15 protein-coding genes and 1 pseudogene are annotated in these 12449 nt (G+C 73.7%); 7 read left to right on the top strand and 9 right to left on the bottom strand.

Annotation, left to right across the window (positions count from 1 at the left end):
• Positions 1-52: 52 nt before the first annotated feature.
• Complete coding sequence (locus tag ACFVX9_RS31670; RefSeq protein WP_380380283.1) at positions 53-895, bottom strand: class I SAM-dependent methyltransferase; 843 nt, start codon at positions 893-895, stop codon at positions 53-55.
• Between the two features lie 386 nt (positions 896-1281).
• Here ACFVX9_RS31670 and ACFVX9_RS31665 point away from each other — a divergent pair, with 386 nt between their 5' ends.
• Complete coding sequence (locus ACFVX9_RS31665; RefSeq protein ID WP_380343078.1) at positions 1282-1740, top strand: DinB family protein; 459 nt, start codon at positions 1282-1284, stop codon at positions 1738-1740.
• 48 nt (positions 1741-1788) lie between these two features.
• Here ACFVX9_RS31665 and ACFVX9_RS31660 read toward each other — a convergent pair whose 3' ends face one another.
• On the bottom strand, positions 1789-2283 hold the full coding sequence (locus ACFVX9_RS31660) for a hypothetical protein (protein ID WP_350883659.1): 495 nt from the start codon (positions 2281-2283) through the stop codon (positions 1789-1791).
• Positions 2284-2466: 183 nt separating this feature from the next.
• A complete protein-coding gene (locus ACFVX9_RS31655; protein WP_380380281.1) occupies positions 2467-4062 on the bottom strand; it encodes a CehA/McbA family metallohydrolase in 1596 nt (531 codons plus the stop codon).
• Between the two features lie 199 nt (positions 4063-4261).
• Between ACFVX9_RS31655 and ACFVX9_RS31650 the strand changes: the two genes are divergently transcribed.
• Positions 4262-5194, top strand: a complete 933-nt coding sequence (locus tag ACFVX9_RS31650; protein WP_380380279.1) for a polysaccharide deacetylase family protein — start codon at positions 4262-4264, stop codon at positions 5192-5194.
• Between the two features lie 25 nt (positions 5195-5219).
• On the opposite strand, the gene ACFVX9_RS31645 is transcribed toward ACFVX9_RS31650, so the two are convergent.
• The 3 genes and pseudogenes from ACFVX9_RS31645 to ACFVX9_RS31635 form a co-directional block, all read right to left on the bottom strand.
• Positions 5220-5603: a barstar family protein gene (locus ACFVX9_RS31645; RefSeq protein ID WP_063346419.1), complete on the bottom strand. Its 384-nt coding sequence runs from the start codon at positions 5601-5603 to the stop codon at positions 5220-5222.
• A 41-nt stretch (positions 5604-5644) separates the two neighbouring features.
• A complete protein-coding gene (locus ACFVX9_RS31640; protein ID WP_380343065.1) occupies positions 5645-6298 on the bottom strand; it encodes a 4'-phosphopantetheinyl transferase in 654 nt (217 codons plus the stop codon).
• Between the two features lie 47 nt (positions 6299-6345).
• Positions 6346-6565, bottom strand: a pseudogene (locus ACFVX9_RS31635) (hypothetical protein); the annotation flags it as partial.
• 19 nt (positions 6566-6584) lie between these two features.
• Here ACFVX9_RS31635 and ACFVX9_RS31630 point away from each other — a divergent pair.
• Positions 6585-6743 carry an SDR family oxidoreductase gene (locus ACFVX9_RS31630; protein WP_363369598.1) on the top strand — a complete coding sequence of 53 codons (159 nt, stop codon included), beginning with the start codon at positions 6585-6587 and terminating at the stop codon, positions 6741-6743.
• A 25-nt stretch (positions 6744-6768) separates the two neighbouring features.
• Positions 6769-7578, top strand: coding sequence for an SMP-30/gluconolactonase/LRE family protein (locus ACFVX9_RS31625; protein ID WP_380380276.1), 810 nt, complete (start codon positions 6769-6771; stop codon positions 7576-7578).
• Positions 7579-7606: 28 nt separating this feature from the next.
• Here ACFVX9_RS31625 and ACFVX9_RS31620 read toward each other — a convergent pair whose 3' ends face one another.
• Entirely contained in the window at positions 7607-7807 is a 201-nt protein-coding gene (locus tag ACFVX9_RS31620; RefSeq protein WP_380380274.1) for a hypothetical protein, read from the bottom strand.
• Positions 7808-8068: 261 nt separating this feature from the next.
• On the opposite strand from ACFVX9_RS31620, the gene ACFVX9_RS31615 reads away from it, so the two are divergent.
• Positions 8069-8554, top strand: a complete 486-nt coding sequence (locus ACFVX9_RS31615) for a cysteine/serine endopeptidase inhibitor (RefSeq protein ID WP_380380272.1) — start codon at positions 8069-8071, stop codon at positions 8552-8554.
• A gap of 101 nt (positions 8555-8655) precedes the next feature.
• Here ACFVX9_RS31615 and ACFVX9_RS31610 read toward each other — a convergent pair whose 3' ends face one another.
• Both ACFVX9_RS31610 and ACFVX9_RS31605 read right to left on the bottom strand, forming a co-directional pair.
• Positions 8656-9813: a serine hydrolase domain-containing protein gene (locus ACFVX9_RS31610; RefSeq protein WP_387984807.1), complete on the bottom strand. Its 1158-nt coding sequence runs from the start codon at positions 9811-9813 to the stop codon at positions 8656-8658.
• A gap of 247 nt (positions 9814-10060) precedes the next feature.
• Positions 10061-10579: an NUDIX domain-containing protein gene (locus ACFVX9_RS31605; RefSeq protein WP_387984805.1), complete on the bottom strand. Its 519-nt coding sequence runs from the start codon at positions 10577-10579 to the stop codon at positions 10061-10063.
• A gap of 107 nt (positions 10580-10686) precedes the next feature.
• Here ACFVX9_RS31605 and ACFVX9_RS31600 point away from each other — a divergent pair, with 107 nt between their 5' ends.
• Positions 10687-10830, top strand: a complete 144-nt coding sequence (locus ACFVX9_RS31600; protein WP_387984803.1) for a hypothetical protein — start codon at positions 10687-10689, stop codon at positions 10828-10830.
• 103 nt (positions 10831-10933) lie between these two features.
• Positions 10934-12322: an NAD(P)/FAD-dependent oxidoreductase gene (locus tag ACFVX9_RS31595; protein ID WP_380380285.1), complete on the top strand. Its 1389-nt coding sequence runs from the start codon at positions 10934-10936 to the stop codon at positions 12320-12322.
• Positions 12323-12449 lie beyond the last annotated feature (127 nt).

The raw sequence follows: 12449 nt of genomic DNA, 5'->3' as shown, positions 1-12449 counted from the left end.
GCAGAGGGGGCGTCAGGGCCCCGCGACGTACCGGGGGGGGCAGGACGGCTCGTCAGATCGACTGGCGGGCCGTTTCCGCCGGCCCGGGCCGGGTGGCGGTGACGACGTGGTAGTCGAGGAGGCCGCTGCGCCAGGCGGGGAGGAAGTTGCGGCTCCAGTGACCGGGAGGAACGGCGTCGGTGAGGTAGCGGTCGAGGCCTGGCCAGACGGCGTCGCCGATGGACTCGGTGGTGATGGTGGTGAAGCCGGCCGCGGTGAGGTCGCTGGTGAAGGCGGCGAGGGGGTGGGGGACGTCGAGGCCGTCGGCGAAGCTGGCGAGGAGGATGTTCAGGCGCTCGGTGATGTCCGGTCCGGCGGCGGCGAAGAAGGTGGTCACGACGAGCCGGCCGCCCGGGCGTAGGACGCGGGCGGTCTCGCGGGCGAAGCCGGTGAGTTCGCGGAAGTGCTGGGCGGCCTCGACGGAGTAGACGCCGTCCAGGGAGCCGTCGGCGAAGGGGAGTTGGTTGGCCGATCCGAAGGTGTAGGCCAGCCGATCGGGGTAGGTGGCCAGGGCTTTGGCGTTGACGGCGCGGGCGCGCTCGATCTGGTCGGGGTGGATGTCGACGCCGGTCACGCCCCCGAACCGGAACTCGCGCAGGGCGAGCGCCGCGCCGAGCCCGCGCCCGCAGCCGACCTCGGCCAGCCGCAGCCGCTCACGTGGCTCCGCGAACTCCCGCAGGACCCGGCGGTAGAGCTGTTCCTGGCTGTGGACCCGGTCCTCGGTCGTCGGGGCGGTGAGGTCCATGTCCTGCCAGTAGCCGAAGTTGATGAATCCACCGGCGAAGCTCGCGGCCTGGGACAGATCGCCGGCACCGTAGGTCCGGCGTACGGGGGCGGGGATGTGGTCGTGGCTCATGATGGTCGGTCTCCCGGTGTGTGATGTACCCGGTCTCGGCGGTGGAGTGACGACCCCGGACCGGGGGCGCTGAACGTGCTGCGTGACGATGTGGCGGCGCTGTGACCGGCACCGCGGTGCTCGGCGCCCGTCGGGCGCGCCGAGGTACGTACCCAAACCGGTGGTGATCCGAACACGGTACGTGATGGACCCCGGTCCGGGGCGGGAAAGGGGCGCGGAGGTGGCCCGGGGGGCTCAGAACACCGCCGCACTACCGGGGGCGGCTACCGGGCGCGGACGGCCGGTTCGCTACAGTCCGCGGGGATTCCCGAGGGTTTGAGGAGAGCGACACCGTGAACATCCCTGACCAGCGCCCCGCACCGCCGCTCAGCGGCGGCGAGCGCGAGATGCTGCGCGGCTTCCTGGACTTCCACCGGGCGACCCTCGCCCTGAAGTGCGAGGGCCTGACCGACGAGCAGCTGCGCCGGCGCTCCAGCCCGCCGTCCACCCTGACCCTGCTCGGGCTGGTCCGGCACATGGCGGAGGTGGAGCGCACCTGGTTCCGCAGGGTGATCGACGGCGAGGACGTCCCGCTGGTCTGGTCGCAGGACGGCGACTTCCAGGCCGCGTACGACGCCACCGGCGCCACCCGGGCCGAGGCCTTCGCCGTCTGGCAGGCCGAGGTCGAACACGCGCGCCGCATCGAGCGCGCCGCCGAGACCCTCGACGTCACCGGGTACCAGGCCCGGTGGGACGCCGACGTGTCGCTGCGGCTGGTGATGCTGCACCTGATCCACGAGTACGCCCGGCACAACGGGCACGCCGACTTCCTGCGGGAGGCGATCGACGGGGTGGTGGGGGCGTAGCCGTGCGCGCCGGGTGCCCGGGGACGGGGCCTTGGGCACCCCGGAGGGTCACCAGCCGAGCAGGTGGGTGCGGCGGGTGAGGGCGGCGAGGATGGACTCGGCGGCGCCGGCGGGGGTGAGGGAGCTGGTGTCCAGGGTGTGCGGGCCGGGGACGGCGCCCGGAGTGGGCTGGAGGACGACGAGGTGGAGGGCGGCGCCGGTGGTGCGGCTCTCGCGGCGGAAGGTGTCCAGGGTGGGCGGGGCGGCCGGGCACTCGACGATGACCTGGTAGCCGCCGGTCGCGTAGGCGAAGGCGGCCTGCGCGGCGGCGGCGAGGGCGGTGGTGTTCTGCCGCTCGGCCTCGGGGAGGTGCGGCGGGAGCTGGCCGCGCCGGATGACCCGCAGGAAGTCGTGCGCACGCAGGTGGACGCTCGGGTGCAGCTCCTCCGCGAGCCGGCTCGCGACCGGGCTCTGGCCGGCCCCGGCCGGGTCGACGAGGACGAGGACGCCGCCGGCGCCCCGGCCGCCCCCGAGCTCCGGCCCACCTACGGTCGTACGGTTCACAGCTGCTGATCCCTTCGCGGGCCGGGGACGGACGGGTAGCCGGGGCGAGGCGGTCGGAGTGCGGAAGGGCCGGCCGGCCCGGATACGGACAGCCGACCGCCTCGTCCCTACGACTGGTGCTTTCGGGGATCAACCTAGTCCACGCCGGTGCCCCGAGTCGTCCCCACTCCTGCTCCGGACGCCTCAGCGGTCCTCGACGCGCAGCACGATCGGGTTGGTGAGGGCCGCCATCGGGCCCCAGGGGAGGTCCGGGCCCATCGCGTTGCCCTTGCCGGGCGACCCGTCCGGCTTCGGGTGGCGGACCTCGGCCCGGACGTAGGCGGCGAGCGAGGCGGTGGTGCGCCAGACCACCGTGCCGGAGCCGTCGGCGGGCAGTGACTCCTGGTGCAGCTGGCCCTCGTCGGTGAGGAGGCGGACCGTCCCGCCGGGGACGCCGGAGACGGTGAGCCGGACGTCCAGCGGGGCGTCCGCCGGGACGGCCAGCTCCTCGCCGATGCCGGCCCGGCGGCCGTGCCCGGTGACGGTGAACTCCAGCTGGACGGCCGCGGATTCGGCGAGCCAGCTGCGCCCGTCGCGCAGCCCGTCGAGGATCGCGTCCCGGGTGAGGTCCTCGGCCAGGACGACGTTGTGCGGGGAGCCGATGATCTGCGGGGCGCTGTGCGCGTCGCTGTTGCCCAGGGCGGGCAGCCAGGAACGGCCCTCGCGCAGGGCGACGGCGAGCCGGCCGTCCCAGGTGTCGACCGCGGACTCGTCGTCGTACGTCCAGGGCCCGTTCCACACCTCGACGCCGTCGGCCTGCTCGTAGCCGAACTTCCACTGGCAGGCGACGTACGGGCAGTACGGGTGCGCGGGCACCACCAGGCCGCCGGAGCGGTGGACCTGACGGACGAAGCGCGGGTACTCCTCGTCGCGGGAGCGGTAGCGCCAGTCGACGAACTGGCCCGCTTCGAGGCCGAGGGCCAGCCAGTGGCCGTTGCGGGTGGTGATCTCCTCGCCCGGGATGATCAGCAGGTCGGGGCCGGCCAGCGGGCCCCAGACCGCGTGCGAGGAGCTGGTGTTGTGGTCGGTGGAGACGATGAAGTCCAGGCCGGCCGCGCGGGCGCCGGCGGCCACCTCCTCCGGGAGGCGCCGGCCGTCGGAGTGCACGGTGTGCAGGTGGCAGTCGCCCCGGTACCAGGCGCGGCCGCGGCCGCGGGCCCGCTCGGACGGGTAGTGCGGGGCGAAGGCCGGCCCGGGGGCGCCGAACCGGAGGGTGACCTGCACGTGGTAGTCCAGCCCCTGCGGCGCGATCTGGTAGGGGCCGAGGGCGAGGTGCCAGGTGCCGGGGTTGATCGGGCCGGGGAGGTAGCCGGGGGTCGCGGCGTCGCGGGCGAGGCTGAACTCGGTGCGGAAACCGCCGGACCAGCCGCGGAAACCGGGGCCGCCGAGGTCGGTGCCGCGTTCGTCGAAGATGCCGATGTCGCAGGAGTTGCCGGGGGTGCCGGCCGGAACGGGGGGTTTGTCGTAGCCGTAGCTGACGGCGATCTCGCGGACGCCGGCGGGGACTTCGACGGGGAGGTGGACGAAGTCGGGGGCGCCGGTGGGGAGGTGGCCGGTGAGGGTGAGGGTCCGTTCGGTGCCGGGGGCGCCGGGGGTGCCCGGGGTGGCGGGGGCGCCGGGTGCGGAGGCGGCGGCGGGGGTGGTCGCGGCGAGGCCGAGGGCGGCGGCGGCTCCTGTGGTGAGGCCGGTGCGGAGGAGGTCGCGGCGGGCGGGGCGTGGGGTGTCGTGGTCGGCGGGCATCGGGTCCTCCGGGTCGGGGCGGGCGGGTCCGTTCGGCTCCTTACCCGTGGTGGTGAATCAGGGGTGAGCCGGGGCCCACGGGCGGGGGGCGGGTCGGTGAAGGGGGTCGGCGTCGGCCGGGTCGGCGAGTTGCGGGCGATGACGATTAGTCCGTTCATATTCATAACGAGCGGATCGGGTCATCGCGGAGGAGACGGGTGTGGCACTGAGTCGGCGGGCGCTGCTGGCGGCGGTGGCCGGGAGCACGCTGGCGGGGTGCGGGCCTTCGGGGGGCGGCGGGGCGGCGGCCCCGGAAGCCTCGGAGGCGTCCGCTTCGGCCTCAGAGGCCTCCGGGGCCTCCAGGGCCTCGGCGATATCGGCGGCGACGCCGTCGGAGCCCCCGACGCCCGCCCCGACCGCTGCGACCGCTGAGCCCGCGAGCCGGGAGCCGACCCGGGCCGAGCTGGTCGCCCGGTACGGCGGCACCGCGCCGAAGGAGTGGGGGATGGAGGTCACCGGGGTGACCACCAAGCTGCCCGCCGGCGAGAGCGCGACGGCGCTCACCTTCGACGCCTGCGGCGGCCCCGGCGGGAACGGGTACGACGCCGACCTGATCGACTTCCTGCGGAAACGTTCCGTCCCCGCCACGCTCTTCCTGAACGCCCGCTGGATCGACGCCAACCCGGACGTGTTCGAGAAACTCGCCGCCGATCCGCTCTTCGAGATCGGCAACCACGGCACCGTCCACCGCCCGCTCTCGGTCACCGGCCGCTCCGCCTACGGCATCGCCGGCACCGGTGGCGTCGGCGAGGTGTACGACGAGGTCGCGGGCAACGCGCACAAGCTCGCCGGGCTGCTCGGCCACCCGGTGCGGTTCTTCCGCTCCGGCACCGCGCACTACGACGACGTCGCTGCCCGGGTGGTCGCCGACCTGGGGGAACGCGCCGCGGGCTTCACCGTGAACGGCGACGGCGGGGCGACGCTCAGCGCCGCCGAGGTGCGGCAGGAGATCGCGGCGGCCCCGCCCGGGGCGATCGTGATCTGCCACATGAACCACCCGGGCGGCGGCACCGCCCCCGGGGTGGTGGCGGCGGTGCCGGGGCTGCTGGCGGCGGGGCGGCGCTTCGTCCGGCTGTCGGACGTGCTGCGGTGAGGTGCGGGGGAGCCGCGCTGCGGCGTTAGGCCAGTCGGAGGCCTCCCGGGTGCTCCTCCTCGATGATCCGGACCAGCCAGTCGAACACCGTCGGCCCCTTGCCGGCCCGGGCGGCGGCGAGGTCGGCGCGGACGTGCTCGCGGTTGGCGGGGTGGCAGTGGGCCAGCCGCAGTTCCAGCTGGCGGACCGTCTCCGGGTAGCCGAGGTTGCGCCGGGAGACCGCGTGGTCGCGCCACTCGATCAGGTAGTCGCCGTCCTCGGGGGTGCCGTAGCCGCCGCGCAGGCAGTCGGCGAAGGCGTCGAGGTTCCGGCCGAAGTAGCCGTCGCTGCCGATGGTCTCACCGACCACGTCCCAGAAGTCGTCCAGCGTGTGGATCCGGGTGCCAGCTATCACATAGGTCACGGTCACGGGGTCGAGGATATGCCGAGTGCGGTCGTCGGTGCGCCGGACTACCGGGCGACCGCGATGGCGGTGGCGAGCAGCCCGTCACCGACGGCCCAGCGGCCCTCGAAGCCCTCGATGCGGCGGCCGTTGACGTTCGGGCCGGGGACCAGCAGGCGGGCGGTGAAGGAGCCGTCGGGGGAGAGGACCAGGTCGGCCTCGCTGAAGTCCAGGAACTGCTCGGTGAGCGGGAACCACGCCTTGTACACGGATTCCTTGGCGCTGAACAGGATGCGGTCCCACGGGGTACCGGGGTGCTCGGCGAGCAGGTCGACGATCCGCTTCCCCTCCTCGGGCAGCGCGATGACGTCCAGGACGTCGTCCGGGAGCGGCAGGGCGGGCTCGGCGTCGATGCCGACCGAGGCGAGGTCGCCGGAGCGGGCGACGGCCGCCGCTCGGAAGCCCTCGCAGTGGGTGAGGCTGCCGACGACGCCGTCGGGCCAGCTCGGGGCGCCGCGCAGGCCGGGGACCAGCGGGCGGTAGGGGATGCCGAGGCGGGTGAGGGCGGTGCGGGCGCAGTGGCGGACGGTGGTGAACTCCCGGCGGCGCTTGGCCACCGCCTGGACGACGGCGGCCTCCTCGGCCGGTTCCAGCCGGGCCTCCGGCGGGTCGTCGTAGGACACCTCGGTCACGACGGCGTCCGGCAGCAGGTCCCCGATCACACGCTCCCCCTCGGTCGGTGCGCGGACGGCCGCCGCGCGGATCGAGCCTAACCCGGGTGGGGGTGGTCCCGGCGGGCCTTCCGGGGAAGATCCACCAGGGCCACCAACACGCCAGGGCCACCGGGCAGGTAGGTGACGGAGTGCAGGCCGCCGGTGCAGCGGAGGGAGCGGTGGCGCTCGTACACCGGCCAGGACACCGGGGACTTGCGGTCGACGCCGACGCCGATGCCCTGGAAGGGGGGCCGTGCCGATCAGTTGGTGGACGGATCCGCAGCCGAGCACCGCGATGCTACGGTCGTCCCCACTGGGGCGGTTCGGCAGTGCGGCCGAGGTCGCGCGGGTGGTCGGCTTCCTGGCGAGTGAGGAATCCTCGTTCATCAGTGGTGCCTGCCTCGCCGTGGACGACGGACTGACCGCGATGCTGCCCGAAGCCCTGCTGCGCTGACACCTTGTTCGAGGAGGGCCCCGCTGTGCGTGCCGAACCGGTCGCCGACACACCGTACCTGGAGCTGGGCGAGGGCCCGCTGTGGGACCAGTCCGCGCAACTGCTGCGCTGGATCGGCATCCCCGACCGGCGGGTGCTCACCCTGGACCCGGCCTCGGGCGCGATCGGCTCGGTCGAACTCGACGTCACCCCCGGCACCTTGATGCCGTACGGCGACGGCGGACTGATGCTCGCCACCGAGCGCGGCTTCGAACGGCTCGACCCGGCCACCGGCCGCACCACGCTGGTCGCCGCCGTCGAGGCCGACCGCCCGGACCGCCGGATGAACGATGGCAAGACCGACCCGTACGGCCGGCCGGTCGCCGGCTCGATGGGGCGGGGGGAGCCGCGCGAGCCAGGATCGCTGTACCGGCTGGAGCGCGACGGCGGCGTCCGGGCGATCCTCGGCGGGCTCGACATCCCCAACGGCCTCGCCTGGCCGGAGCCCGACCGGCTCTGGCACATCGACACCACGACGCGCCGCATCGCCCTCTACCCCTACCCCGAGCACGGCCCCCTCGGCGAGCGGATCCGCACGCTCGACGTCTCCCACCTGCCGGGTTACCCGGACGGCATGACGCTCGACGCCGACGGCAACCTTTGGGTGGCGTTCTGGGACGGCTGGGCGGTGCGGTGCCTCTCGCCGGGGGGTGAGGTGCTGGCGTCGGTCGAGCTGCCGGTGCCGCGCGTCACCAGTTGCGCCTTCGGCGGGCCGGACGGGCGGACGCTCTACATCACGTCCGCCCGGTCCGACCAACAGCCGCTCTCCGGCGGGCTGTTCAGCGTCCGGGTGTGAGGGGGCCGGATTTGAAGGGTCCGCGTCCCTACTGCCCGAGCAGGTGGGCGAAGTCCAGCCCGAGGCTGCCGAGCACCGGCAGTGCGCCGAGGTCGGTGACGGCGCCGACGGGGATGCTGTAGCCCTGGTTCACGGCGCGGGGTACGGGCACGGGTGCGGCGTTGGCGGGTGCGGCGGCGGCCGGGATCAGGGCGGCGCCGAGGAGCAGGGCGGCGAGTGCGGTGCGCATGGGGCGGGGCCTCCGGAGGTGGGCGTGGTGGCCTGTCAACACCCTGCGGCGCGGTGCGGTCACGTATCTTCGTCCCTTCGGCCGTATTGGTAAAGATTCCTGACTTGTGTTCATGTCAACATGGCGGCGGTCTGGACCGCACCGCCGTCGGGCGCATACGTTCTCTTCACTCGGACGGGCATCGGGCGGTCTCGCCGAACCCTCTTGGGGCTTCGGCGACTTCTGTCTGTCATGTCCATGGCTAAAGAACCGGAGGGAACCATGCGCGCCATCAGCAAGAACCTCAGGATCCTCGCGGGCGCCCCGCTCGCGGCCGCCGCCCTCATCGCCCTCACCGCCGGCACCGCCAGCGCGGCGATACCGATCAACACGCCCATGGCCGGCAAGGCCACCTACTACAACGACGCCGGCTACGGCGCCTGCGGCACCCAGATCAACGCCTCCAACCAGATGCTCGTCGCGGTCTCCCACACCTGGTGGACCAGCGCCAACCCCAACAACGACCCCCTGTGTCAGGGCATTTCGGTCAAGGTCAGCTACCAGGGCAAGACCGTCACCGTCCCCGTCCGGGACAAGTGCCCCTCCTGTGACGCCGGCCACCTCGACCTCAGCCAGCCCGCCTTCGCCCAGCTGGCCCCGCTCGGCCAGGGCGTCATCAACGGCCTCACCTGGCAGTTCGTCAAGGCCGGCCTGAACGGCAAGACCGTCGAACTCTCCGAGCCCATCACCGGCTCCACCATCGGCTGAGACCGCGGATGAGCGACCGTGCCCGCCCCGGGACGCGGGGGCGGACACGGTCGTCGCCCGGGGTCCGCTCTCGCGTGTGAGCGCCTGAGTGCCTGACCGCCTCAGCGGCAGAGCGCGGCGTCGACGGCGTCGGCGACGCGCTGCTTGACATCGGCAGAGGGCAGGGTGGTGACGGCGATGTCGGCGGCGCGACCGTCCTCGGTGACACCACCGCGGGTCACGTAGCCCGGGAGCGTGCCGCCGTGGCCCCAGTACACACCGCCGCAGGACAGCGGGCGGCTGGCGAGCCCCAGCCCGTACCGGCCGCCGGGGCCCATGTACTCGGCGGGGACGGTGATCTGCATCTGGGCGAGCTGGGCCGGGGCCAGCAACTCGCCGCCGAGCAGGGCACGGAAGAAGCGGTTGAGGTCGCTGTTCGTGGAGACCAGGGCGCCGGCCGTCCAGGCCCAGGACATGTCCTGCTCGGTGACGTCCAGCGGCTGGTCACCGGGCTCCTCGGTGACGTAGCCGTGCGGGTGGCGCTCGTGCACCGTCATGTCGCCCTGGGCGGGGAAGTACGTGTGGCGCAGGCCGATGCGGTCGATGACCCGGCGGGTGATCTCCTCGCCGGCGGGCCGCCCGGTGACCTTCTGGATGATCAGACCGGCGATCAGGTAGCCGGTGTTGCAGTACTTCCAGCCCTTTCCGGGCTCGAAGTCGGGCTTCTGGGCGAGCGCGAGGTCGAGCAGATCGCGGGGCTCGTGGTACTGGGAGAGGCTCTGGTCGGGCAGGAAGTGGGTGTAGTCGGGCAGGCCGCTGGTGTGCTGGAGGATCTGGCGGACGGTGATCTTCCGCCCGTCGATGCGGCTGCCGTCGGCGCCGGTGCCGCGCACGAGGCCCGGCAGGTAGGTGTCGAGGGAGGCCTCCAGATCGACCTTGCCCTCGGCGACGAGTTGCAGGGCGGCGACGGCCGTGAAGGACTTGGTGTTGCTGCCCGCCCGGACCTGCCCGTCCACGGGCACCGCCGCGCCGGTGGCCAGATCGCCCACCCCGGCCGTGTAGGTGCGGGTGTGCCCGTTCCGGTCCCGCACGGTGGCCAGCGCGCCGGGCACACCGTCCTGCCGGACCAGCGCGTCGAGCCGCTGCTGGACGACGTCGGCTCGGGGGCCCGCCGCCTGGGCCGCCGGCGCGGCGGCCACGCCGAACAGCAGGACGCCTGCGGCGACGGCCGCTGCGCTGAGCCGGAACGGTCGAATCCTGTACGGCGTGGACGGGTTCACGGAGCGTCTCCTCTCGCCGGGCCGGCGCGCCCGGGACCACCAGGGCACCACGCGGCACCGGCGACGGTCGTCCGCGCGCAGGAGGAGCGCGGGCCGAAGCCGTGGTCCTGACGGCCTACGACCTGCGGTGTACGAACTGCGGTCCGGTCGTTGGTGCGTGACGGTGGGGCTCACCTGAACCGGGCGCGCGATCGCCTCGAAGATGTCGGGCCGTCATCGGTCGTGTCCGCATTCCCCCGACGGTCGGTCAGAGTTGCCATGGCTCCTCCCCGTCCCGCAGGTAGCGGGTGCGGCCGTCGGCGAGTGCGCGGAGTGCGGCTTGGAGGCGGGTGCGCTGGCGTGCCCGCAGCCGGGCGGCCACCTCGGGCGCTGGGAGGAAGAGCGCTTCGGAGAGTTCGTCGTCATGGGGGCGGACGTTGGCGGCAAGGGCGGGGGCGAGGGTTCCGGCGTCGAAGATGAACGCGATCTGGTCGTCCCAGGGCCCGTGCGGTGCCACCCAGTCCACGACGAGAAGGGCGCCGACGGTGATGTCGAGGCCCAACTCCTCGCGCAGCTCCCGCACGGCTGCCTGGTCAGGGGGTTCGTTGGCCTCGGCCATGCCGCCCGGCAGGTCCCAGCCGTCCTTGTAGGTCGGGTTGACGGTCAGGAGACGGCCGCTCACGTCTCGCAGGATGACGTCGGCCGAGACACGCTTGCGGGCCTGCCTCGCGTTGCCCTCGGAGAGGTAGGCGTTCCAGGCTTCGGTGTCGGTGGGTGCGGGCCTCACGATGAACCTCCCCGAGGTGACGGGATGATGTCGGCGAGTAGCAGGAGCCGGATTCTGCTCGCTTCGTCGAATCGTGCCAGGTATTCACGCACCGGGCCGTAGTCCCGGTGCGTGCCCAGGAGATCGCCCAGGCCGTCCAGTTGTCGGGCGACGCGAGCTTGGCGAGGCTGCGGAGGGTGGGGGTGCGGATCGCCGAGTTCGCGCCGGGGGCGTGCAGCTGGACGCGGGTGCTGGAGCTGTTGGTGGTCTGACAGGGTGGCTGGCCGGGCGGGGGGATCTTGGCAGTGTGGGGGTGTTCCGGCGTGACCGGTGCGGCGTAGCGTCCGGGCAGGTCGGCGACGGGTGTGGGAGGTTCTGGTGGCGGTCAACGGCGAGGTGTCGTTCTGGTACGCGGCGAGTGGGCTGCCGGAGCCGGGGCCGGCGTTGCCCGGGAGCGCGGATGTGGACGTGTGCATCGTCGGCGGCGGGTACACCGGGCTGTGGACGGCGTACTACCTGAAGAAGGCGGAGCCGTCGCTGCGGATCGCGGTGCTGGAACGCCGGTTCTGCGGCTACGGCGCCTCGGGGCGCAACGGCGGGTGGCTGTACAACGGTTTCGCGGGCCGGGGCGCGTTCGCGAAGCGGTACGGCCCGGGTGCGGCGGCGGCGATGCAGCGGGCGATGGACGAGGCGGTCGGGGAGGTCGTGGACGTCGCCGCCGCCGAGCGGATCGACGCGCACATCGTGCGCGGCGGGGTGCTCGAAGTCGCCAGGAACAGAGCCCAGTTGGAGCGGCTCAAGGCTTTCGCCGCCGCCGAGCGGGCGTACGGCGAGGGTCGCGTCGAGCTGCTGGGCGCGAAGGAGGCCGCCGACCGGATCGCCGTCGCGGGCACCCTCGGCGGCACCTGGACGCCGTACGGTGCACGGATCCAACCAGCAGAGTTGGTACGCGGGTTGGCGAGGGTGGTGCGGGACCTCGGGGTGGCGGTGCACGAGGGGACGGCGGTGACGGCGATCCTGCCGGGCACCGCGTACGCCCGGCCGCGCGCGGTGACGCCGCAGGGCACGGTGACCGCCGAGTACGTGCTGCGCGCGACCGAGGGGTTCACGGCCGGCCTGCGCGGCGAGCGGCGGACCTGGCTGCCGATGAACTCGGCGATGATCGCCACCGAGCCGCTGCCGCCCGCCTTCTGGGCGGACGCGGGCTGGCAGGGCCGCGAGGTGCTGGGCGACTTCGCGCACGCCTACATGTACGCGCAGCGCACCGCGGACGACCGGATCGCGCTGGGCGGCCGGGGTGTGCCGTACCGGTTCGGCTCGCGGACGGACGCGGACGGCGGCACCCAGGTGGAGACCGTGCGCCAGCTCCGGCAGATCCTGAACCGCTTCTTCCCGGCGGCCGCGAGTGCCCGGATCGACCACGCCTGGGCGGGCGTGCTCGGCGTGCCCCGGGACTGGTGCGCCACGGTGGAGCTGGACCGTGCGAGTGGTCTCGGCTGGGCGGGCGGGTACGTCGGCAGCGGGGTGACCACGACGAACCTGGCGGGCCGGACGCTGCGCGACCTGGTCCTCGGGCGGGACACCGGGCTGACCGGGCTGCCCTGGGTGGGCCACACCGTGCGCCGCTGGGAGCCCGAGCCGCTGCGCTGGATCGGGGTGCACGCGATGTACGCGGCCTACCACGCGGCGGACCGCCAGGAGGCGGGCGGACGGGCCGCCACCTCGCCGATCGCCCGCGTCGCGGACATCGTCTCCGGGAGGTAGCGGCGCGGACGGTAGCGGCGCGGACGGCGGCGAGCACGCCGGACGGTGGCGGGGGCAGGGGGGGAGGGCGGCCCCCCCACCCCCCCACCCTATCTCCCCCAACCGTTCGGTATTTTCCCCTCTCAAA

This window comes from Kitasatospora sp. NPDC058243, from assembly GCF_042882025.1.
In the GTDB taxonomy this organism is placed as follows: Bacteria; Actinomycetota; Actinomycetes; order Streptomycetales; family Streptomycetaceae; genus Kitasatospora.
This window is presented reverse-complemented; position numbering and strand designations above follow the sequence as displayed.

Coding starts and splice junctions, on each gene's coding strand:
- ACFVX9_RS31670 (WP_380380283.1), bottom strand. CDS start 895: ATGAGCCACGACCACATCCCCGCCCCCGTACGCCGGACCTACGGTGCC.
- ACFVX9_RS31665 (WP_380343078.1), top strand. CDS start 1,282: ATGCTGCGCGGCTTCCTGGACTTCCACCGGGCGACCCTCGCCCTGAAG.
- ACFVX9_RS31655 (WP_380380281.1), bottom strand. CDS start 4,062: ATGCCCGCCGACCACGACACCCCACGCCCCGCCCGCCGCGACCTCCTC.
- ACFVX9_RS31630 (WP_363369598.1), top strand. CDS start 6,585: ATGCTACGGTCGTCCCCACTGGGGCGGTTCGGCAGTGCGGCCGAGGTC.
- ACFVX9_RS31620 (WP_380380274.1), bottom strand. CDS start 7,807: ATGCGCACCGCACTCGCCGCCCTGCTCCTCGGCGCCGCCCTGATCCCG.
- ACFVX9_RS31615 (WP_380380272.1), top strand. CDS start 8,069: ATGCGCGCCATCAGCAAGAACCTCAGGATCCTCGCGGGCGCCCCGCTC.